Here is a 21,350-nt window from a genome sequence, read left to right as displayed (position 1 = left end):
AGGGTGATGTGAAATGTTAAGAGACATTGTTCCATTTGGAAGAAAACCATTTGACATCATGAGAAGAATTGAAAGAGAGTTCTTTGACATTGACGATTGGTTTGAGGATTTCTTTGCTCCGTTTGAAAGAGGTTCAAGATTTATGAGAACAGACATCAAGGAGACTGAAAACGAGTATATCATTGAAGCTGAGCTTCCTGGGGTTAAAAAAGAGGACATCAAAATAGAGCTTTACGACAATAAACTCACTATAAAGGCAGAAACTAAGCAAGAGGAAAAAGAAGAAAGAGAGAACTTTATAAGAAGAGAGAGAAGATATGGAGCATTTAGCAGAACATTCTACCTTGATAATGTAAAAGAGGACGGTATTAAAGCAAAGTATGAAGATGGGATTCTGCGAATTGTGCTTCCAAAAGAAGACCATCAAAACCAAATGTTAGAACAATTGACATCGAATAGAAACAATCAGGGAAGGCAGTAACCTTCCCTGATTGTTTTATTCTAAAAAGCTCTTAGGTGTGAGGTGTGAAAGACATATGAATATGGAAAAATTTACACAAAGCCTACAATCTGCTCTTTTAGACGCACAAAATACTGCAATCTTGTATAAACATCAGGAGATAGGAGTAGAGCATTTGCACTATGCCCTTGTAAATGAAGATGACAAGCTTGTTGCAAAGATACTAAAAAATATGGGAATAAATACAGAAATATACAAAAGAGATATAGAAGATCAACTAAAAAAGATTCCAATGGTTTATGGCCCTGGGGCTTCGGCTGTGTATGTAAATAGATTTTTAAACGAAATACTATTGAGAGCTGAAGATGAGGCAAAAAAGTTTAAAGATGAGTATATCAGTGTTGAACATGTATATCTTGCAATGATAGACTATGACCATCCTTCTACAAAAACTATATTCAGAAAGTATGGGATTATCCGCGAAAAATTCTTGCAACAGCTTTATAAAATAAGAGGAAACCAGAGGATAACAAATCCAAACCCGGAAGAAACATATGAGGTGTTGAAAAAATATGGTCGTGACCTCACTGACCTTGCAAAAAAAGGAAAGCTCGACCCTGTTATTGGAAGAGATGAAGAGATAAGAAGAGTAATTCAGATTCTTTCAAGAAGGACAAAGAACAACCCTGTCTTGATTGGCGAGCCTGGTGTTGGAAAAACTGCTATTGTAGAGGGGCTTGCACAAAGGATTGTCAAAGGTGATGTTCCAGAAGGCTTGAAGGATAAGACCATCTTTGCACTTGATTTAGGTGCGCTGATAGCTGGTGCAAAATACAGAGGTGAGTTTGAAGAAAGACTAAAAGCGGTTTTGAACGAGATTACGGCATCAGAAGGCAGAATAATTTTATTTATTGATGAGATTCACAATATAGTTGGTGCAGGAAGAGCAGAAGGTGCAATGGATGCAGGAAATCTTTTAAAACCTATGCTTGCAAGAGGAGAGCTTCACTGTATAGGTGCAACTACAATTGATGAGTACAGAAAATATATCGAAAAAGATGCAGCCTTGGAGAGAAGATTTCAGCCGGTTTTAGTAAATCCACCGTCTGTAGAGGATACAATCTCTATCTTAAGAGGACTTAAAGAGAGGTTTGAGATTCACCATGGTGTAAGAATTACAGACGATGCTTTGATTGCTGCCGCAAAACTTTCTGATAGGTATATCACAGATAGGTTCTTACCAGACAAGGCAATTGATCTTATTGATGAAGCTGCCGCACTTCTGAGAACAGAGATAGATTCAATGCCTACAGAACTTGATGAGATTACAAGAAAAATTATGCAGCTGAAAATTGAAAAGAATGTTTTGCAAAAGGAAGAAAATCCAAGTACAAGGCAACGATTGGAAGAGATAGACAAAGAGATTGCAGAACTAAATGACAGAGCAAACCAGCTTTCTGCTCAGTGGGAATATGAAAAGGAACTTATCAAGGAGATAAGAAAAATAAAAGAAGAAATTGAAGATGTTAAAATTCTAATAGAAGAAGCAGAGAGAAACTATGATTTGAATAAACTCTCTGAACTAAAATATGGAAGTCTATTAGATCTTCAAAAGAAGCTTGAGCAAAAACGCCAAGAAATAGAAAAGATTCCGCCAGAAAAAAGACTTTTAAAAGAAGAGGTTACAGAAGAAGAGATTGCAAAGATTGTGTCAAGGTGGACAGGAATTCCTGTTGCAAAGCTTGTTGAAACAGAAAGGCAAAAGATTTTAGAGCTTGACAAAATACTTCACAGAAGAGTTGTTGGTCAGGATGAAGCAATTGAGGCTGTTTGCAATGCTATAATGAGAGCACGGGCTGGAATAAAAGACCCAAGAAAGCCAATTGGAACATTTTTGTTCTTAGGGCCAACAGGTGTTGGTAAGACAGAGCTTGCACGGGCTTTAGCGGAGGCTTTATTTGACTCTGAGAACAACATGATAAGGATCGACATGACAGAATACATGGAAAAACACTCTGTATCAAGACTTATTGGTGCACCACCTGGTTATGTTGGGTATGAAGAAGGAGGTCAGCTTACCGAAGCTGTCAGAACAAAACCATATTCTGTTGTCTTATTTGATGAGGTTGAAAAAGCTCACCATGATGTATTCAATATCTTGCTTCAGATAATGGATGATGGAAGGCTCACAGATTCAAAAGGGAGAACGGTAGACTTTAAAAATACAATTATAATAATGACCTCAAACTTGGGAAGTGAGTATCTCTTGAATGCAAACATCTCAAACGGCGAAATAGATGAAAATACAAGAAGACTCATAGACAGAGAACTCAAAGCACACTTTAGACCAGAGTTTCTAAACAGGCTTGATGAGATAATAATCTTCAAACCTCTCACAAAAGAACAAGTAATAAAGATTATTGACCTTAGAGTGGCTGAGATTCAGCAAAGGCTTATTGAAAAGGGAATTTCGATTGTGCTCACACAGCGAGCAAAAGAATATGTAATGGAAAATGCATTTGATGTAAACTTTGGTGCAAGACCGATAAAGAGGTTTTTACAGAAAAATGTTGAGACATTAATTGCGAGAGAAATCCTAAAAGGTACAATTAACGAAGGGGATAGTATTAAAATTGACGTTGAAGATGGCAGATTTGTAATAATAAAGTAGGGCTATCTCAAAGGGGAGTCAAATGAGGTAGCCCTTTTTTGTTTGCCTTTTTGCTTGAAAATCATCAAATATTACAATATAATAACTTAAGAAAGCTCATAATTATAATTTATTATATTCTGCAATATACATAATCAGGAAGGATGGTAGGTTGGAATGATATGGTCAGAATATGAAAAACTAAACAGAAAACAATATGAAGAACTGCAACTTGAAAGGCTTAAAAGGACGGTAGAAAGGGTTTATGAAAATGTTCCTTTTTACCGTAAGAAATTTGATGAAATTGGAGTAAAGCCACATCACATCAAAACTCTTAAAGACATTCAGCTTCTTCCTTTCACAACAAAGGATGATTTGAGAGAGAACTATCCATATGGACTCTTTACTGTCCCTCTTTCAAAGATTGTTAGAATTCACGCCTCCTCAGGCACAACAGGAAAACCTACAGTTGTAGGATATACCAAACATGATATGGAAATCTGGACAGAGGTGGTTGCAAGAATTGTAACAGCAGCAGGGGTAAGAGAACATGACATTGCTCAGATAGCATTTGGCTATGGACTCTTTACAGGAGCGTTTGGACTTCATCAGGGTTTAGAGAGAGTTGGTGCAACTGTAATTCCTATTTCAAGTGGTAATACAGAAAAGCAGCTTATGGTAATGCAAGATTTTGGCGCAACAGTTTTGGTTTGTACTCCATCTTACGCACTTTACATGGATGAGGTTGCAAATGAACTCAATATTGACAGGTCAAAGCTGAAACTCAGAATAGGATTATTTGGTGCAGAGAGTTCAACAGTAGAGATGAGACGAGAGATTGAGAAAAAATGGGGTCTTTTTGCAACAGAAAACTATGGGTTGTCTGAGATTATTGGGCCGGGTGTTTCAGGAGAGTGCGAGTTTCGAGAAGGACTTCATATAAATGAAGACCATTTCTATCCAGAGATTATAAATCCCCAGACGGGTGAGGTCTTACCAGAGGGCGAAACAGGTGAGCTTGTTTTGACAACAATCACGAAAGAAGGAATGCCGCTCATAAGGTATAGGACAAGAGACATTACATCACTAATTTTTGAACCATGCAAATGTGGAAGGACAAATGTCAGAATGACCTCTGTAAAAGGACGCACAGACGATATGCTAATTATTCGAGGTGTGAATGTATTTCCTTCGCAAATTGAAAGTGTTTTAATGGGAATAGAAGGAATTGGACCACATTATCAGCTGGTTGTTACAAAAAGAGGATATTTAGATGATTTAGAAGTACATGTTGAGCTTGTAGATGGGAAGCTTTTAGAAAGGTATGCTGAACTTGAAAAGCTGGAAAACAAGATAAAGCACAGAATTTATACAGTTTTAGGTTTAAATGTAAAAGTAAAATTGGTAGAGCCAAAGACTCTTGAAAGAACAACTGGCAAGGCAAAAAGAGTTGTTGATTTGAGGAAGCAAGCAAACTAAAAAACAAAGAATAAATTGGAGGCTGAGACTATTGAGACGACTTATGCTTGGGAATCAAGCAGTTGCCAGAGGATGTTATGAAGCAGGTGTGAAGGTTGCAACTGCTTATCCTGGTACACCTTCAACAGAGATTACAGAGTACATATCCAAGTACAATGAGATTTACTGTGAATGGGCACCGAACGAAAAGGTGGCTTTAGAGGTTGCGATTGGGGCGGCTATCTATGGTAAAAGAGCAATATGTTCGATGAAACATGTGGGTTTGAATGTTGCAGCAGACCCGCTTTTTACTGTATCTTACACAGGGGTAAATGGCGGACTTTTAATAGCTGTTGCTGATGACCCTGGCATGCACTCTTCGCAAAATGAGCAGGACACAAGAAATATTGCAAAGGCAGCAAAAGTGCCAGTTTTAGAGCCTGCTGACAGCCAAGAGTGTGTGGATTTTGTGAAAGAAGGTTTTGAAATAAGTGAAAAGTACGATACACCTGTAATTTTGCGGCTTACAACAAGAGTTTCACATTCTCAATCAGTAGTGGAAGAAGGTAGCCGAGTTGAAAGAGGTTATGAATATAAAAAGGATATTCAAAAATATGTTATGATGCCAGCAATGGCACGAAAAAGGCATGAAATTGTTGAAAAGAGGTTAAATGACTTAAAGGAGTTTGCCGAAAAAACAGAGCTTAATAGAATTGAGGAAGGTGAAAGTAATTTAGCCTTTATCACAGCAGGTATAGCTTACCAGTATGTAAAAGAAGCATATCCTGACGCTTGGGTTTTAAAACTGGGAATGGTTTGGCCACTGCCAGAGAAATTAATTAAAGATTTTTGCAGTAAGTTTGAAAAAGTCTATATTGTTGAAGAGCTTGACCCTTTTTTAGAAGAAAATATAAAGGCAATGGGAATAAGAAATGCAGTTGGCAAAGAGATCTTTAAGATGACAGGTGAATATTCGCCCTCGTTCATAAAGTCGGCAATTGAAAAGACGCAAGTTGAGCCTCCTTATAAACTGAATGAAGAGCTTCCTCCAAGACTTCCTATTTTGTGCCCTGGGTGTCCTCACAGAGGTATTTTTTACGTTTTGGGTAAAATTAAAGACATTATAATAACAGGTGATATAGGTTGTTATACGTTGGGGGCTCTTTCGCCTTTTAAAGCTATGGATACATGTATTTGTATGGGTGCAAGTGTTGGAATGGCTCATGGCATTTCAAAGGCCTCAAATAAGAAGGCTAAAGCAGTTGCAGTCATAGGTGATTCAACTTTTGTTCATTCTGGAATAACAGGGCTTATTGATGCTGTTTATAACAAATCTGACATACTGCTTTTGATTTTAGATAACTCCACAACTGGAATGACAGGGCATCAAGACCATCCAGCAACTGGATATACAATTAGGGGAGAGGAGACTTTTAAACTTGACTTGGTTAGTCTTTGCAAGACTATAGGATGTTCAGTTGTCGAAGAGATAAACCCATACAATATCAATGAGAACATCAAAAAAATAAGTGCTCTTCTTGATGTACAAGGTGTTAAGGTTTTAATTGTCAGAGCACCTTGTAGACTTCATAGAAGGTATAAATATGTGTTATCAAAAAGATACATTGACAAAAATAAATGCAAAAACTGTAAGCTATGTTTAAGCTTAGGCTGTCCTGCTATATCACTAAAAGAGGTACCTACGATTGACCAGAACTTGTGCCTTGGATGTGGGATGTGTGAAAGTATCTGCAGATTTGGAGCAATAAGTAGTGTAAAGGAGTAGTGACGTGATGAAAGAAAATCTCAACATATTAATTGTCGGAGTTGGTGGACAGGGAAATATTTTGTTGAGTAAGATTTTAGGAGAGGTATTTTTGAATGTAGGATATGATGTAAAAATATCAGAAGTCCATGGAATGGCACAAAGAGGAGGCAGTGTTGTAACATATGTAAAGGCAGGCAAAAAGGTATTTTCACCACTTATAGACAAAGCAGAGGCTGACTATATAATTGCATTTGAAAAGTTAGAAGCTCTGCGCTGGATTGAGTTTTTAAAAAAAGAAGGGATTTTAATCTACTCTGACTATGAAATCACTCCGATGAGTGTTATTACTGGGGTATATAAGTATCCTGATGTGGATAAGATTGTAAAGAAGCTTGGAGTAAAGTTCTATAAGGTTGATATCCCATCTTTGCTCACTAAAATAGGAAGTCCACGTGTTCAGAATACTATAATGTTAGGCGTGTTTAGCAGACTTATAGGAATTGAAGAAAGCTATTTTAGAAAGGCTATAGAGAATAATGTAAAACCAGAGTTTGTTGAGATAAATCTTAAGGCATTTGCGATAGGTAGAAATGTAGATTTAGGTGAGGTGTAAATTTAAGATGAGATATTGGGATGAACATATGGAGTGTATGGAGAGGGGTACATTGCAGGAAATTCAACTAAAACGCTTGGTTGAGACAGTAAAAAGAGTTTATACAAGTGTTCCGTATTACAGAAAAAAGATGCAGGAGTTAGGACTTATTCCTGAGGATATAAAAGACTTAAGCGACCTACAAAAACTTCCATTTACAACAAAACAAGACCTGAGAGACAACTATCCATACGGCCTTTTTGCTGTGCCATTAAGCGAGATTGTAAGAATTCATGCATCATCTGGTACAACTGGAAAGCCAACAGTTGTAGGATATACAAAACATGACATCGGGATCTGGTCTGAGGTTATGGCAAGAACACTTGTTGCAGCAGGGGCAGATAAGCATTCATTTGTCCAGATTGCATATGGTTATGGACTTTTCACAGGTGGTCTTGGAGTACACTATGGTGCAGAGAGAATTGGTGCATCTGTCATACCAATTTCATCTGGCAATACAAAAAGACAGATTCAGCTAATGGTTGACTTTGGTACAACAGTTTTGGCTTGTACACCATCTTACGCACTTTATCTTGCTGAAACAATGGAAGAGATGGGAATTGACAAGTCTCAATTGAAGCTCAAGTCAGGTGTATTTGGAGCAGAGCCATGGTCTGAAAATATGAGAAAAGAGATAGAATCAAAGCTCAATATCAAGGCATATGATATCTATGGGCTTTCTGAGGTAATTGGCCCAGGTGTTGCTTTTGAGTGCGAATACCAGTGTGGTATGCACATAAATGAAGATCATTTCTTACCTGAAATAATAAATCCTGAAACAGGAGAGGTATTAAGTGAGGGTGAGTATGGTGAACTTGTATTTACTACAATAACAAAAGAAGGGCTTCCTCTTATAAGATACAGAACAAGGGATATAACAGCTCTTCATTATGACAGGTGCAAATGTGGCAGGACTCTTGTTAGAATGGAAAAGGTTATTGGCAGAACTGATGACATGATAATAATAAAGGGTGTTAATGTTTTCCCATCTCAGATAGAAAGTGTTTTGCTTGAGATGGGCGAGGTTGAACCTCATTATCAGTTAATCGTTGACAGAGTCAATAATCTTGATGTTTTGGAAGTTTTGGTAGAGGTTTCTGAAAGAATGTTCTCAGATGAGGTCAGAAAACTTGAACAGCTTGAAAAGAAAATAACAAAAGCAATTGAAGACACACTTGGAATCTCAGTTAAGGTAAGGCTTGTTGAGCCAAAAACAATTGAGCGAAGTGAAGGAAAGGCAAAAAGAGTAATTGACAAGAGAAAGATATAGGCAAAATGGGTATTAATATAATTAGTAAAGGAGTTTGAAAATATTCAGGAGGGTTTTTAAGAATGTATGTAAAGCAGATTTCTGTGTTTTTAGAAAACAAGTCAGGAAGACTTGCTGAGGTGACAAGTATTTTAGGAAAGAACAACATTGACATCTCAGCTCTTTCAATTGCTGATACCACAGACTTTGGTATTTTGAGACTAATTGTTAACAAGCCTGATTTAGCTTTGCAGGTCTTAAAAGAAAATGGATTTACAGTCTCTGCAACAGACGTGATTGCAATAGCTGTTGAAGACAAACCAGGCGGTCTTGCCAAAGTGCTTGAGATTCTATATAAAAACGACATAGGAATTGAATACATGTATGCTTTTGTAGGAAAGATAACTGATGAAGCTCTTGTAATCTTGAAAGTTGAAAATGGCGATTATGCAGTAAACGTCTTAAAAGAAAACAATGTTAGGATACTGTCAGCAAATGAGGTTTATTCTCTGTAAGGAATTAATCTGAATAAGGTGAAAGGCAGAAGGGAATTTCCCTCTGCCGTTTTTTGTTACTGCTGGTTCTTTGCCCTGTTTTGATAGTCCTGAATCATCTTTTTGACCATATATCCACCAACAGTTCCTGCTTGCTTTGTTGTAATGTTTGGATTGTAGTTGTCAAGAGTTACACCAACCTCTTGGGCTGTTTCTTGTTTTAATTTATCCAGCTGAGGAGCAGCTTCTGGAACAAGCCTTTTTCTCCTTGGCATGAATTTTTCCTCCTTTTTTCTCGATGATTGTTTGAGATTTCAATATTAATTTTGTTCTGATTTTGCTCCAAATATTAAGAAAAAAATGGGACCATATGATATTATAATTCCATGCACAAAATGTTATAATAAAGCTTGTTAAATGAAAAAACTTTGAGGGGGATAAAACTTGGAAAATAGAGGAATTTATTATATAGATTTTGGTACTCAAGCACAGTTCATTGAAGAGATTGAAAAGTTGAACTCAGAGTATTATTTTAAAAATGGGAAAAACAGAACATATCACATTATAACTTATGGATGTCAAATGAATGTCCATGATTCTGAAAAATTGGCAGGAATGCTAAATGCAATGGGATATGCAGAGACTCAAAATGTCGAAGAAGCAGATCTTATCATTTTTAACACATGTGCTGTGAGAGAACATGCTGAGTCGAGAGTGTATGGTAATATTGGTCCTCTAAAGAGATTAAAGGACAAAAAACCAGACTTGATAATAGGTGTATGTGGATGTATGCCTCAGCAACTTGAAGTTGCACAAAAGCTTGCTAAGTTATTTCCATTTTTAGACATTATTTTTGGTACAAAAAGCCTTCATAGATTTCCTCAACTTTTGTACAAAGCAATTACTACACAACAAACAGTAATTGACGTTGCAGAAGATGAAGATGTAGTTGTAGAAGGCATTCCAACTGCGAGAAGAGAAGGTGTCAGTGCCTTTGTCAACATAATCTATGGTTGTAACAACTTTTGTTCATATTGTATTGTACCCTATGTCAGAGGAAGAGAAAGAAGTAGGAGACCTGAAGAGATTATATTTGAAATTGAGCAGCTTGCAGCAAATGGAGTAAAAGAGGTCACACTACTTGGGCAGAACGTGAACTCTTACGGTAAAGACTTGCCCGATGGAATTCCGTTTTATAAACTCCTTGAAAAGGTAAATGATATAAAAGGTATCGAGAGAATAAGGTTTGTGACCTCACATCCAAAAGATTTGTCAGATGAGCTAATTTTTGCAATGAGGGACTTGGAGAAGGTTTGTGAGCATATACATCTACCAGTACAGTCGGGTTCAACAAGGATTTTAAGAAAGATGAACAGGCACTACACAAAAGAGGATTACCTGCGACTTGTTGAAAAGCTAAAAAACAACATTCCTGACATAGCAATTACAACAGACATTATAGTAGGATTTCCAGGCGAGACAGAAGAAGATTTTGAAGATACTTTAGATGTAGTCAGAAAAGTTGAGTTTGACTCAGCGTTTACCTTTATGTACTCCAAGAGAAAAGGAACAAAAGCAGCGCAAATGCCAAATCAGGTGCCTGATGAGGTAAAACATGAAAGGTTTCAAAGGCTTGTAAAATTAGTGGAAGAAATAGCTTTGAAAAAGAATCAGCAAATGCGTGGGAAAGTATATGAAATTCTGATAGATGGGTACTCGAAGAGGAATAATCTTCTTGAAGGAAGAACAAGGACTAACAAGATAGTAAATGTGAAGTGTTCTGATGAGTTTATGTACAAGTTTGTAAATGTAAAGATTTTGGAAGCCTCAAGGCATTGGCTTTATGGTGAGGTGATATGAACTATGCAAGAGCTTACCCCAATGATGCAGCAGTACATGGAGATAAAACAAAGGGTAAAAGACTGTATTTTGTTTTTCAGGCTTGGGGACTTTTATGAGATGTTCTTTGACGATGCAATGGTTGCTTCAAAAGAGCTTGAGATAGCCCTAACAGCAAGAGATTGTGGAAACAATGAAAAAGCACCTATGTGCGGGGTTCCTTATCATTCCGCACATAGTTATATTGCAAAGCTTATTGAAAAAGGATACAAAGTAGCTATCTGTGAGCAGGTGGAAGATCCAAAGCTTGCAAAAGGTGTTGTGAAAAGAGAGATTACCAGGATTATCACACCAGGTACATTTATTGATGAAAACTTTAGCAAGGCAAATAACTTTATCTGCTGTGTTGCAAGAGCTGAAACTAATTTTGCTCTGACATTTGTTGATATATCAACAGGTGAGATGTACGCTTGTTTAATTGAAAATGATATCCAAAAAATGATAAATGAGATTAGTAAGTATGCTCCAAGTGAAATTTTAGTTTCTCATTTGGATGACGAGCTCTATGAGCTTATTAAAGAGAACTACAACTCATTTATTCAAAAAGTAGAGTTTATTGATATTGATAAATGCTATGATTTAATAGATAAACAGATGCAAATTACCAATCTGAATGACAAAATGGCACTATCTGTTGGGAATTTACTAAATTATTTAGTAGATACCCAAAAGATTTCATTTAATTATATAAAAAAGTTTGAGTTTTACAAAGTACAGAATTATCTTCAAATTGATTTTAACACAAAAAGGAATTTGGAGTTGACAGAGAGTATAATTACTCGTTCAAAGAAAAATAGTCTTTTTGGAATCTTGGACCAGGCAAAAACATCAATGGGCTCAAGACTAATTAAAAAATGGCTTGAAAGACCTTTAATTGATGTTGTGGAGATAAACAGAAGACTTGATGCAGTTGAAGAACTTTACAACAATTTTCCACTTTTAATGCAGATTGAAGGACTATTAGAAGGAATATATGACATTGAAAGACTATCTTCAAAGTTTGCTTACAAGAGTGTAAACGCAAAGGATTTGCTAAGTTTAAAAAAATCAATTGAGGTTTTACCGCAGCTGAAAGAACTCTTGAGAGAGTTTAAATCACCTTTGTTAAAAGAACTTTATGATGGACTTGACACGTTAGAAGATGTATATAATCTAATTGATTCTTCAATAAACGAAGATGCACCTGTAGGCTTGAAAGAAGGCGGGATTATAAAAGACGGATTTAATGACCATGTAGACAGGCTGAGAAATATTTCAAAGAATAGTAAAGAACTTCTTATTCAATATGAAGAAAAGGAGAGGAACCTAACAGGTATCAAAAATTTAAAAATAGGCTATAACAAGGTTTTTGGATATTACATTGAGGTAACCAAATCTAACTATTCACTTGTTCCCGAGCGCTATATAAGAAAACAGACTCTTGCAAACGCAGAAAGATATGTCACAGAAGAGCTGAAGAGGTTAGAAGATGAGATTGTAAATGCAGAACAAAAACTTGTTGAGCTTGAGTATGAGCTTTTCTGTGAGATAAGAGACCAAGTAGAAAGTCAGATAGATAGAATTCAAAAGACAGCAAGTTGTATAGCTATAATTGACGCTCTTTGCTCATTTGCTCACGTTGCTATTGACAACAGATATACAAAACCCACCGTTTATTTAGGCGATAGAATCTATATAAAAAATGGTCGACATCCTGTTGTTGAAAAGATGATAGGCCATAGCAACTTTGTTCCAAATGACACAGAACTTGACAATGACCAAAACAGAGTCTTGATAATCACAGGACCTAACATGGCAGGAAAGTCTACATACATGCGTCAGGTGGCACTAATTGTCATAATGGCACAGATGGGCTGCTTTGTTCCAGCAGAAGAAGCGCAGATTGGTATAGTGGATAAGATTTTTTCACGAATTGGAGCATCAGATGACATCTCCTCTGGCCAGAGCACTTTTATGGTTGAGATGAGTGAAGTTGCAAATATTTTAAAAAATGCAACGCCGAAAAGCCTTATAATATTTGATGAGGTGGGAAGAGGTACAAGCACTTACGATGGACTTTCAATTGCCTGGGCTGTTTTAGAATATGTTGCTGACAAATCTAAAATAGGTGCAAAGACTCTTTTTGCAACTCACTATCATGAACTTACAGAGCTTGAAGAGAAGATTTCAGGTGTAAAAAATTATAGGGTTGACGTAAAAGAAGAGGGAAAAAACATTATATTTTTGAGAAAGATTGTAAGGGGTGGCTGTGATTCGAGTTATGGTATTCATGTTGCAAGGCTTGCTGGTATTCCTGAAGAGGTTTTGCAAAGAGCAGAGCAAATCTTAAAAAAGCTTGAAGAGGCTGATATAAATCGGAAAGAGGCGAAGAGATTGAGAAAGGAGATAAAAAGAGAATTCACTGAGCAGATAGAGTTTTTTTCATACAAGAAAGATGAGGTAATAGAGAAGATTGAAAACCTTGACATTTTAAATATAACTCCTATTCAGGCGCTAAACATTTTAAGCGAGTTAAAACATGAGATAATTAAAGCAAGAGAGAGGCAACTGTTATGAAAGAGTTAAATAGGTTATCTGAGGAGATTACTCACATTTTAGCAGCTGGTGAGGTTGTCGAAAGGCCTGCATCGTGCTTAAAAGAGGTAATTGAAAATTCCATTGATGCAGGAGCAAGTTTGATTGATATTAAATTAGAAAAAGGTGGTATAAAAAAAAATTGAGGTTTATGACAATGGCAAAGGTATTCACTCTGATGACATTGAATACGTTTTTGAGAGGCACACAACAAGTAAGATAAAATCAGTTGACGACATTTTTAAAATTACAACAATGGGTTTTAGAGGAGAGGCACTTTGTGCAATTTCAAGCGTCTCAAAAGTCACTCTTATCTCAAGGCACTATGAACAGGAACAAGGGTGTAAGGTAGAGGTTGAAGGTGGAAAAGTTCTTTCAAAAACCATATATCCTTTTGAAAAAGGAACAAAAATTACAATTGAAGACCTTTTTTATAATACACCAGCGAGGCTAAAATTTTTAAAATCACCTTCTACTGAGCAAAAATACTGTATTGAAGTTGTTGAAAAGATTTCAATCTGCTATCCAGAGATTTCTTTTAGGATGCAGGTAGACAATAAAAGGCAACTTTTTACACCAGGGGATAGTAAAGTAGAGTCTGCTATTGCCTCAGTTTTTGGGTCAGAGATTTTAAAAAACCTCATTGACTTTTCACACCAAGAAAAAGGTTTAAAAGTATGGGGCTTTTTTGTAAACCCAGTTTTGAGCAAATCAACAAGAAGTGGTTATCATTTTTATGTCAATAGAAGATTTATAAGAAGCAAGCTTCTTTCTACTTGTATTGACGAGGCTTTTAAAAATTCAATTTTAACAGGTAGATTTCCTATTGTATTTTTGTTTATAGAGATAAACCCTGTTGACATTGACGTAAATGTTCATCCTGCAAAACTTGAGATAAAGTTCAGAGATGAAAGATATGTTTACAACACTGTGTATAAGACAGTTTCAAGTGCACTTCAGTCAGAAAAAATGATTCCAAAACCTACTTTAGATAGTCTTTATTTGCCCCAAACTTTACAAGATGTTAAAATGGTAAAAAAACTTTGGTCTTATACACAAGAACAACAAAGCGAAGAAAAAGCGTTTCAAGAAAATTTGAATGAATTTTTGAAAATTGAGGAACAACTTGATTTTTCGAAAGTAGAGGTAGAAAAAGAGAGCAAAGATGTCATAACTGTATTTTCAGAAGAGTTTAATGTTGAGACTTATAAGATAGTGGGATATGCTTTTGATACCTATATCATTGTACAAAAAGAGGATAGCCTTTATCTTATAGACCAGCATGCTGTTCATGAAAGAAGATTGTTTGAAGTTTTGAAAGAAGAAATTCTTCAGAATAAAATCCAAAGACAGATACTGCTCTCTCCAATTGTAATTGAGCTTCCAATTTCTCAAAAAGAGTTCGTCTTAGAAAATGTCCACTTTTTCGAAAAACTTGGTTTTGAAATAGGTGATTTTGGGAAAAATGAAATAGTGGTAAGAACATATCCACTTTTGTTTGAAGGTGCAGTTGATAAGTTTTTCATACTTGATATAATTGAGATGATTTACAATGAATCAGTAGCAGAGGGTATAACCCACTTTTCAGAGGAATTGCTCAAAAAGATAGCATGCAGAGCAGCAGTTAAAGGCAATATGAATATTTCAGATTTAGAAAAAGAAGAAATAGTAAAGCTTGTTCTTGTTGAGAAGAAGATATTCAACTGTCCTCATGGAAGGCCTGTTGTTGTTGAAATTCAAAAAAGGGATATTGAAAAGATGTTCAAAAGGATTGTTTGATAAAAATAAGATTTTGGGAAAAAGGTGAAATAAAGAAGATGCAAAAAATTCCTTTGATTGTAATTGCAGGTCTTACTGCAACTGGAAAGACGGATGTTGCAATTGAGCTTGCTCAGCTGATAGATGGCGAAATTGTCTCTGCAGATTCTATGTGTGTCTATAAGTATATGGACATTGGCACTGCTAAACCAACCAAAGAGCAAAGACAAATAGTAAAACACTATGTGATTGATATTGTGTACCCTGATGAAGATTACAATGTGGCATTATTCCAAAAAGATGCAACGAAGGCGATAGATGAGATTTATCAAAAAGGTAAAATCCCACTTCTTGTTGGTGGTACAGGGTTTTATATAAAGTCAATTGTAGATGAGATTGAATTTCCCGAGATGGGAGATTCAAAACAAGTACGTCAAAACCTTTACAAAGAGCTCGAAGAAAAAGGAAATATGTATCTTTATGAAATGCTTAGAAAAATTGATAGCAAAGCTGCACAGTCTGTTCATCCGAATAATGTAAAAAGAGTTATAAGGTATTTGGAAATTTACTTTCTTACTGGCAAGAAACCAACAGATTTTTTAGATAAAGTAAGAAAAAAGGGTTCCGAAAGGTATAATATATTGCCGTTATGTTTTGTGATGGAAAGGTCAGCTCTTCGTGAAAGAATCGATGCAAGAGTTGAGAAGATGTTTAAAATGGGACTTGTTGATGAGGTGAAGATGCTACTTGATATGGGGTATTCAAAAGATTTGAAGTCTATGCAGGGACTTGGATATAAGCAAATAATTCCATACATTGAAGGAAAAATTACTTTAGAGGAGGCAAAAGAAGAGCTGAAGCTAAGAACAAGACAGTTTGCAAAGAGACAAAGTATTTGGTTTAAATACCAAGGAGATTTTATATTCTTGGATGTAGGTAACCTTGAATTTAAAGAAGTTGTGAAAAAATGTTTTGAACTTTGCAAAAGTGTGGTATAATTTAAGAAAAACATATAAAAATTATAATATAAAAAACTTTTAAGTTTGGGGAGGAATACATAAGGTGGCAAAAGGAAATTTGAACTTGCAGGATTTATTTTTGAACCAGCTTCGAAAAGAAAAAGTCAACGTTACGATCTTTTTACTGAGCGGATTCCAATTGAAAGGAGTTATCAAAGGTTTTGATAACTTTACATTGGTAGTAGAAACAGAGAATAATAAACAACAGCTCATTTACAAACATGCAATTTCTTCTATTCTGCCATCAAAGCCAATAAACTACATGGCTCAAGCTCAAAACTCACAAGCGCAAAATACAGCTTCTCAGCAAAGTAACACTAACCAAAATCAAGAGTCAAAATAAAAAAGCGTAAAAAATCTCTTTAAAGAAAGCTCATGAGACTTTAAAATCATGAGCTTTCTTTAATTTTTTAAAGCAAGTAAGTAAGAGGGGCGGGGCAAAAATTGAAGGTTGACTTTGAGGCTTTGGGTAGATTTTTTAATTTTGACAAGGGACTAATCAATATAGCACAGCAAGCACTTGAAAGTGTAAAAGAGATTTTTGAAGAGATAGAGAAAATAAAATCGTACAACCAGCTTAAAATCTTAAACGCATTTCAAAAAAATAAACTTTCTTATACACATTTGAACAAAACAGATGGTTATGGCTATTCAGACAGTGGTAGAGATGTAATTGAAAGAATATATTCTGATGTATTTGGCTGTGAGGATTCGCTTGTGAGAATTCAGTTTGTTTCAGGTACTCAGGCAATCTCAACAATGCTATTTGGAGTGCTGCGACCGAGCGATGTACTTTTGTCTATTTGTGGACAGCCTTATGACACGCTTCAAAAGGTCATTGGGATAAAAAGTGGAGGTCATGGTACTCTTATTGATTTTGGCATAAGGTATGAAGAGATTGACTTAAAAAATAATAGCTTTGACTTTGACAAAATTGAAAAAGTGCTAAAAGAAAGAAAAATAAAGGCAGTTTTTATTCAGCGCTCAAGAGGGTACTCTTTAAGAGAGTCAATCTCTCTTGAAAAGATAAAAGAAGTGACACGGTTTATAAAGAGAATCAGTCCTGATACCATTGTAATGGTTGACAACTGTTATGGTGAGTTTGTGGAAAAGCTTGAACCAACAGAGGTTGGAGCAGATTTAATAGCAGGTTCACTCATTAAAAACCCGGGTGGAACAATTGCATCATGTGGAGGTTATATTGCCGGCAAAAAAGAGTTGATTGAGATGTGTGCAGACAGGCTCAACACCCCTGGTATGGGCAAAGAAGTAGGACCTTCACTTGGCTTTAACAGAGAGATATTACAAGGGCTTCTATTTGCACCTCATATTGTTGCTGAGAGTTTAAAGGTTGCAGTTTTTACAGCTTATATTATGGAAAGATTAGGCTTTAAGGTTTTACCACGGTACAACCAGTATAGAACAGACATAATTCAGTCAATTGTGTTTGGAAATGAAAAAGAATTAATTAGCTTTTGTCAGGGGATTCAAAAAGGCTGCCCTGTTGACAGCAATGTTTTACCCGAGCCATGGGATATGCCAGGATATTCTCACAAGGTAATAATGGCAGCAGGTGGATTTGTGCAGGGTACTTCATTGGAACTTTCATGTGATGCACCAATCAGAGAACCTTTCGTTGCTTATCTTCAAGGTAGCTCTTCATTTGAAATTGGAGTTGTGGGGATTTTAAAGGCTATTGAGAGACTTAGGAGGATGTAAATTCTTACATCCTCCTAATAAGGCCTATTACCTTTCCAAGAATTTTCACGTCTTTTACAATTATGGGTTCCATTGCCTTATTTTCTGGTTGCAGTCGGATATGATTGCTCTCTTTGAAAAATCTTTTAACAGTTGCTTCATCGTCAATTAACGCAACAACAATATCTCCATTTTCGGCTACATTTTGTCTTCTTACAATTATAATATCATTGTCAAAAATTCCTGCCTCAATCATACTATCTCCTCTAACTCGAAGCAGAAATGCATCTTCTGTTCCAACCAAGTCATAGGGTAGGGTTATGGTATCTTCGATGTTTTCAACAGCTAAGATGGGTTCACCTGCAGTGACTTTCCCAACAAGAGGGAGCTGAATGACATTTCTGTGGACATAAAAATCGTCATCTACGATCTCAATTGCTCTTGGTTTTGAAGGATCGCGCCTTATATAGCCTTTTTTCTCTAAGCGGGTTAAGTGCCCATGTACAGTTGAAGTCGATTTTAAGCCCGTTGCCTCACATATCTCTCTCACAGCAGGTGGATAGCCTTTTTCTTTAATTCTCTTTTTTATAAACTCTAATATCTCTTCTTGCTTTTTTGTAAGCTGTTTCTTCATTTAAAGTATCTCCTTTTCAATGTTATTTTATTTTAAATAGATTATAACACAAAAACATACATTCTTCAAACGGTTGTTTAGTATTTTTCTTTGCTAAGAATTTTTAAATTATTCTTAAAATACTTCTTGTATACAAGATACAATTTAGTTTATAATATATAAGGTGTGAAATGTTAAATAATAAACGAAAGGGGCTTTTTAAAAATGGCATTTATCGATACAATAATAGAAAAGGCAAAGTCAAATATAAAAACAATTGTACTTCCTGAAAGCTATGAAGAGAGAAATTTAAAAGCCGCAAGTATTGTGTTGAAAGAGAAGATTGCAAAGATTGTTTTAATTGGTAAGGAAGATGAGATTAAAAAAGAAGCGACAAAGTTTGGTGCAAATGTGGATGATGCAATCTTTATTGACCCAGACAATTTTGATAGGTTTGATGAGTTTGTGAATGATTTTTATGAACTGAGAAAAAACAAAGGTGTGACACTTGAAGATGCGAGAAAGATCATGAAAGACCCAATGTACTTTGGCGTTATGCTGGTGTACAAGGGTTTAGCAGATGGAATGGTATCTGGTGCAATTCACTCAACTGCGGATACACTGCGCCCAGCACTTCAAATCTTAAAAACAGCACCGGGTGTAAAGCTTGTTTCAAGCTTTTTTATTATGGTTGTTCCAAACTGCGAATATGGAGAAAATGGTGTATTTTTGTATGCTGACGCGGGCCTAAATCCAAATCCCAATGCTGAAGAGCTTGCTGATATTGCCATAACCTCTGCGAAGAGCTTTGAAGCCTTGGTTGGAAAGACTCCAAAGGTTGCAATGCTCTCATATTCAACAAAGGGTTCTGCAAAGTCAGAGATGGTTGACAAAGTTGTTGAGGCAACAAGGATTGCAAAAGAGAAAGCACCAGATCTTTTGATAGATGGTGAACTTCAGGCAGACGCAGCACTTGTACCTTCTGTTGCAAAGTTAAAAGCACCAGGCAGCCCTGTTGCAGGGCAGGCAAATGTGTTAATCTTCCCTGACCTTGATGCCGGCAATATTGCATACAAGCTGACAGAGAGACTTGCAAAAGCTGAGGCGTATGGACCTATTACCCAGGGAATAGCAAAACCTGTAAATGACTTGTCAAGAGGTTGCAAAGCAGAAGACATTGTTGGTGTTGTTGCTATCACTGCTGCTCAGGCAATGATGAAATAAAAATTTAAAGGGGTAGGATAATGATGAAGGTATTAGTATTAAATTCAGGGAGCTCGTCATTAAAATACCAGTTTATTGATACTGAAACAGAAGTAGTTTTATGTAAAGGTGTTGTTGACAGAATTGGTTTGCCGGGGGCGTTTATAAGGCACCAAAAAAATGAGCAGGAGATTATAAAAGAGCAAGAAGTAAAAGACCATAATGTGGCAATAAAACTTGTTTTGGAGATGTTAACACATCCTCAGATGGGGATAATAAAGTCAATGGATGAGATTGATGCAATTGGCCACAGAGTTGTTCATGGTGGGGAGTATTTTAGTGATGCTGTTGTTGTCAATGAAGATGTAAAAAAGGCAATAAAAGAGTGTATAGAGCTTGCTCCCCTTCACAACCCTGCAAACCTTACGGGAATTGAAGCGTGTGAGAAAGAAATTCCAGGAAAGCCAAACGTTGCTGTATTTGACACAGCTTTTCACCAGACAATGCCAAAGTATGCTTACATGTATTCACTTCCATATGAGGTGTATGAGAAGTACAAGATTAGAAAATACGGATTTCATGGTACATCACACAAATATGTTGCGATAAAGGCAGCTGAGTACTTAAAGAGACCTTTAGAGGAACTAAAGCTTATAACATGCCACCTTGGAAATGGTTCAAGTGTTTGTGCAATAAAGTATGGTAAATCAGTTGACACAAGCATGGGCTTTACACCCTTAGCTGGGCTTGCAATGGGTACAAGAAGTGGCACAATTGACCCTGCTGTTATTTTGTATCTTATGGAGAAAGAGAATATGGATGTAAAGCAGATGAATGATTTGCTGAACAAGAAATCTGGGGTGCTAGGGATTTCTGGTGTAAGTAGTGACTTTAGAGATTTAGAGAAAGCTGCAAACGAAGGAAATGAACGTGCTCAGCTTGCAATTGATATGTTCTGCTATAGGGTAAAGAAATATATTGGAGAATATGCTGCAGTTTTAGGCGGTGTTGATGCAATAGTATTCACAGCAGGAATTGGTGAGAACAATCCAGTTGTTCGAGAAAAGTGTGTAACTGATTTAGAATACATGGGTGTTTTGTATGATAAAGAAAAAAACTTTAACGCAGAGAAAGGCAAGGTATTTGAAATTAACAAACCAGAGAGCAAGGTAAAGGTTTTAATAGTCCCAACAAACGAAGAGCTAATGATTGCAAGAGAGACAAAGAGATTGTTAGAAAAATAAATTGAAGAAAAGGGCTGCTTTGCCTAAATTTCAGCAGCCCTGTCTTTTTTATTCCTTTTTCCAAAGCCCGTGGAGATTGCAATATTCATATGCAACAAGCTTATCAGCAGATACATTAAAGAGTGCTTTTGGCTCATCACCAGGCTTTAAGTATTTTCTGTAGACAACATCATCTGCTACAAGTTCAATCCACATAATGTAGTGTTTTTCTTCCATTGGATGTGGAACTTCTCCAACTTTCACCAAAATACCTTCTTCTGTTTTTTCGATGACTGGTACATGTTTCTCTAAGCTTGCATCAACTGTGTTCGCCTCAAGTAAGGTCATTGGCTGACCACAACATACCAATTGTCCGCCGCCAGCAGATAAGACCTCTACAATATTCCCACAAATTTCGCATTTATAAATGTTGCCTCTTTTAACCATCTTGAAGTGACCTCCCTTGTAAAATTTAAATTTTTCAATTACAATTACTTTATACCCACAAATTCAGATTCAAAAACATAAAGTTTGAAATAAAAATAATTTTGAAATAATATAAAAAGTGAAATTAAAACTTTGAAAGGAGGATGAAAGAAGGTGCAAAAAGTTTACAACCCGCAAGAGGTTGA

Annotated in this window: 17 protein-coding genes and 1 pseudogene; 15 read left to right on the top strand and 3 right to left on the bottom strand. The window is 36.2% G+C overall.

Annotation, left to right across the window (positions count from 1 at the left end):
- Positions 1–13: 13 nt before the first annotated feature.
- From PGC14_RS06060 to PGC14_RS06030, 7 genes are all read left to right on the top strand, one after another.
- Positions 14–481, top strand: a complete 468-nt coding sequence (locus PGC14_RS06060; protein ID WP_271629786.1) for an Hsp20/alpha crystallin family protein — start codon at positions 14–16, stop codon at positions 479–481.
- A gap of 55 nt (positions 482–536) precedes the next feature.
- Positions 537–3,131 carry an ATP-dependent chaperone ClpB gene (gene clpB, locus PGC14_RS06055; protein WP_039764414.1) on the top strand — a complete coding sequence of 865 codons (2,595 nt, stop codon included), beginning with the start codon at positions 537–539 and terminating at the stop codon, positions 3,129–3,131.
- A gap of 156 nt (positions 3,132–3,287) precedes the next feature.
- Positions 3,288–4,589 carry a phenylacetate--CoA ligase family protein gene (locus PGC14_RS06050; protein ID WP_039764412.1) on the top strand — a complete coding sequence of 434 codons (1,302 nt, stop codon included), beginning with the start codon at positions 3,288–3,290 and terminating at the stop codon, positions 4,587–4,589.
- Positions 4,590–4,620: 31 nt separating this feature from the next.
- The gene (gene iorA / locus PGC14_RS06045) at positions 4,621–6,354 is read left to right on the top strand and encodes an indolepyruvate ferredoxin oxidoreductase subunit alpha (protein WP_039764410.1); all 1,734 of its coding nucleotides are present in this window, start codon (positions 4,621–4,623) and stop codon (positions 6,352–6,354) included.
- Positions 6,355–6,361: 7 nt separating this feature from the next.
- Positions 6,362–6,949 (top strand): indolepyruvate oxidoreductase subunit beta, encoded by a 588-nt coding sequence (locus tag PGC14_RS06040; protein ID WP_039764408.1) that lies wholly within the window; start codon positions 6,362–6,364, stop codon positions 6,947–6,949.
- A 7-nt stretch (positions 6,950–6,956) separates the two neighbouring features.
- Positions 6,957–8,258 (top strand): phenylacetate--CoA ligase family protein, encoded by a 1,302-nt coding sequence (locus PGC14_RS06035; protein ID WP_271629785.1) that lies wholly within the window; start codon positions 6,957–6,959, stop codon positions 8,256–8,258.
- Positions 8,259–8,320: 62 nt separating this feature from the next.
- Positions 8,321–8,752, top strand: coding sequence for an ACT domain-containing protein (locus PGC14_RS06030; protein WP_039764405.1), 432 nt, complete (start codon positions 8,321–8,323; stop codon positions 8,750–8,752).
- A 56-nt stretch (positions 8,753–8,808) separates the two neighbouring features.
- Here PGC14_RS06030 and PGC14_RS06025 read toward each other — a convergent pair whose 3' ends face one another.
- The gene (locus tag PGC14_RS06025; RefSeq protein WP_039764404.1) at positions 8,809–9,006 is read right to left on the bottom strand and encodes an alpha/beta-type small acid-soluble spore protein; all 198 of its coding nucleotides are present in this window, start codon (positions 9,004–9,006) and stop codon (positions 8,809–8,811) included.
- 169 nt (positions 9,007–9,175) lie between these two features.
- On the opposite strand from PGC14_RS06025, the gene miaB reads away from it, so the two are divergent.
- The 6 genes and pseudogenes from miaB (at position 9,176) to PGC14_RS05990 (ending at position 17,700) form a co-directional block, all read left to right on the top strand.
- A complete protein-coding gene (gene miaB, locus PGC14_RS06020; RefSeq protein ID WP_039764403.1) occupies positions 9,176–10,591 on the top strand; it encodes a tRNA (N6-isopentenyl adenosine(37)-C2)-methylthiotransferase MiaB in 1,416 nt (471 codons plus the stop codon).
- A gap of 3 nt (positions 10,592–10,594) precedes the next feature.
- The gene (gene mutS / locus PGC14_RS06015; RefSeq protein WP_039764402.1) at positions 10,595–13,186 is read left to right on the top strand and encodes a DNA mismatch repair protein MutS; all 2,592 of its coding nucleotides are present in this window, start codon (positions 10,595–10,597) and stop codon (positions 13,184–13,186) included.
- Positions 13,183–14,983 (top strand): annotated as a pseudogene (gene mutL, locus PGC14_RS06005) (DNA mismatch repair endonuclease MutL). Before mutS ends, mutL begins: the two are co-directional and overlap by 4 nt.
- A gap of 38 nt (positions 14,984–15,021) precedes the next feature.
- Positions 15,022–15,960: a tRNA (adenosine(37)-N6)-dimethylallyltransferase MiaA gene (gene miaA, locus PGC14_RS06000; protein ID WP_271629783.1), complete on the top strand. Its 939-nt coding sequence runs from the start codon at positions 15,022–15,024 to the stop codon at positions 15,958–15,960.
- A gap of 64 nt (positions 15,961–16,024) precedes the next feature.
- Positions 16,025–16,324 carry an RNA chaperone Hfq gene (hfq, locus tag PGC14_RS05995; protein WP_039764400.1) on the top strand — a complete coding sequence of 100 codons (300 nt, stop codon included), beginning with the start codon at positions 16,025–16,027 and terminating at the stop codon, positions 16,322–16,324.
- 101 nt (positions 16,325–16,425) lie between these two features.
- Positions 16,426–17,700 carry an aminotransferase class I/II-fold pyridoxal phosphate-dependent enzyme gene (locus PGC14_RS05990; RefSeq protein ID WP_051109290.1) on the top strand — a complete coding sequence of 425 codons (1,275 nt, stop codon included), beginning with the start codon at positions 16,426–16,428 and terminating at the stop codon, positions 17,698–17,700.
- 4 nt (positions 17,701–17,704) lie between these two features.
- On the opposite strand, the gene lexA is transcribed toward PGC14_RS05990, so the two are convergent.
- Positions 17,705–18,313 carry a transcriptional repressor LexA gene (gene lexA, locus PGC14_RS05985; RefSeq protein ID WP_039764399.1) on the bottom strand — a complete coding sequence of 203 codons (609 nt, stop codon included), beginning with the start codon at positions 18,311–18,313 and terminating at the stop codon, positions 17,705–17,707.
- A 204-nt stretch (positions 18,314–18,517) separates the two neighbouring features.
- Between lexA and pta the strand changes: the two genes are divergently transcribed.
- Together pta and PGC14_RS05975 are read left to right on the top strand one after the other, a co-directional pair.
- The gene (gene pta / locus PGC14_RS05980) at positions 18,518–19,516 is read left to right on the top strand and encodes a phosphate acetyltransferase (RefSeq protein WP_039764398.1); all 999 of its coding nucleotides are present in this window, start codon (positions 18,518–18,520) and stop codon (positions 19,514–19,516) included.
- Positions 19,517–19,539: 23 nt separating this feature from the next.
- Complete coding sequence (locus PGC14_RS05975) at positions 19,540–20,739, top strand: acetate kinase (protein ID WP_271629782.1); 1,200 nt, start codon at positions 19,540–19,542, stop codon at positions 20,737–20,739.
- Between the two features lie 48 nt (positions 20,740–20,787).
- Here the strand turns inward: PGC14_RS05975 and PGC14_RS05970 are convergent, their stop codons facing one another.
- Positions 20,788–21,165 (bottom strand): desulfoferrodoxin, encoded by a 378-nt coding sequence (locus PGC14_RS05970; RefSeq protein WP_271629781.1) that lies wholly within the window; start codon positions 21,163–21,165, stop codon positions 20,788–20,790.
- Positions 21,166–21,350 lie beyond the last annotated feature (185 nt).

The sequence above is a fragment of the Caldicellulosiruptor sp. DIB 104C genome (assembly GCF_028198085.1).
GTDB lineage: Bacteria > Bacillota > Thermoanaerobacteria > Caldicellulosiruptorales > Caldicellulosiruptoraceae > Caldicellulosiruptor > Caldicellulosiruptor saccharolyticus.
The sequence above is the reverse complement of the archived record's forward strand: the minus strand, read 5'-3'. Positions and strand labels throughout refer to the sequence as shown.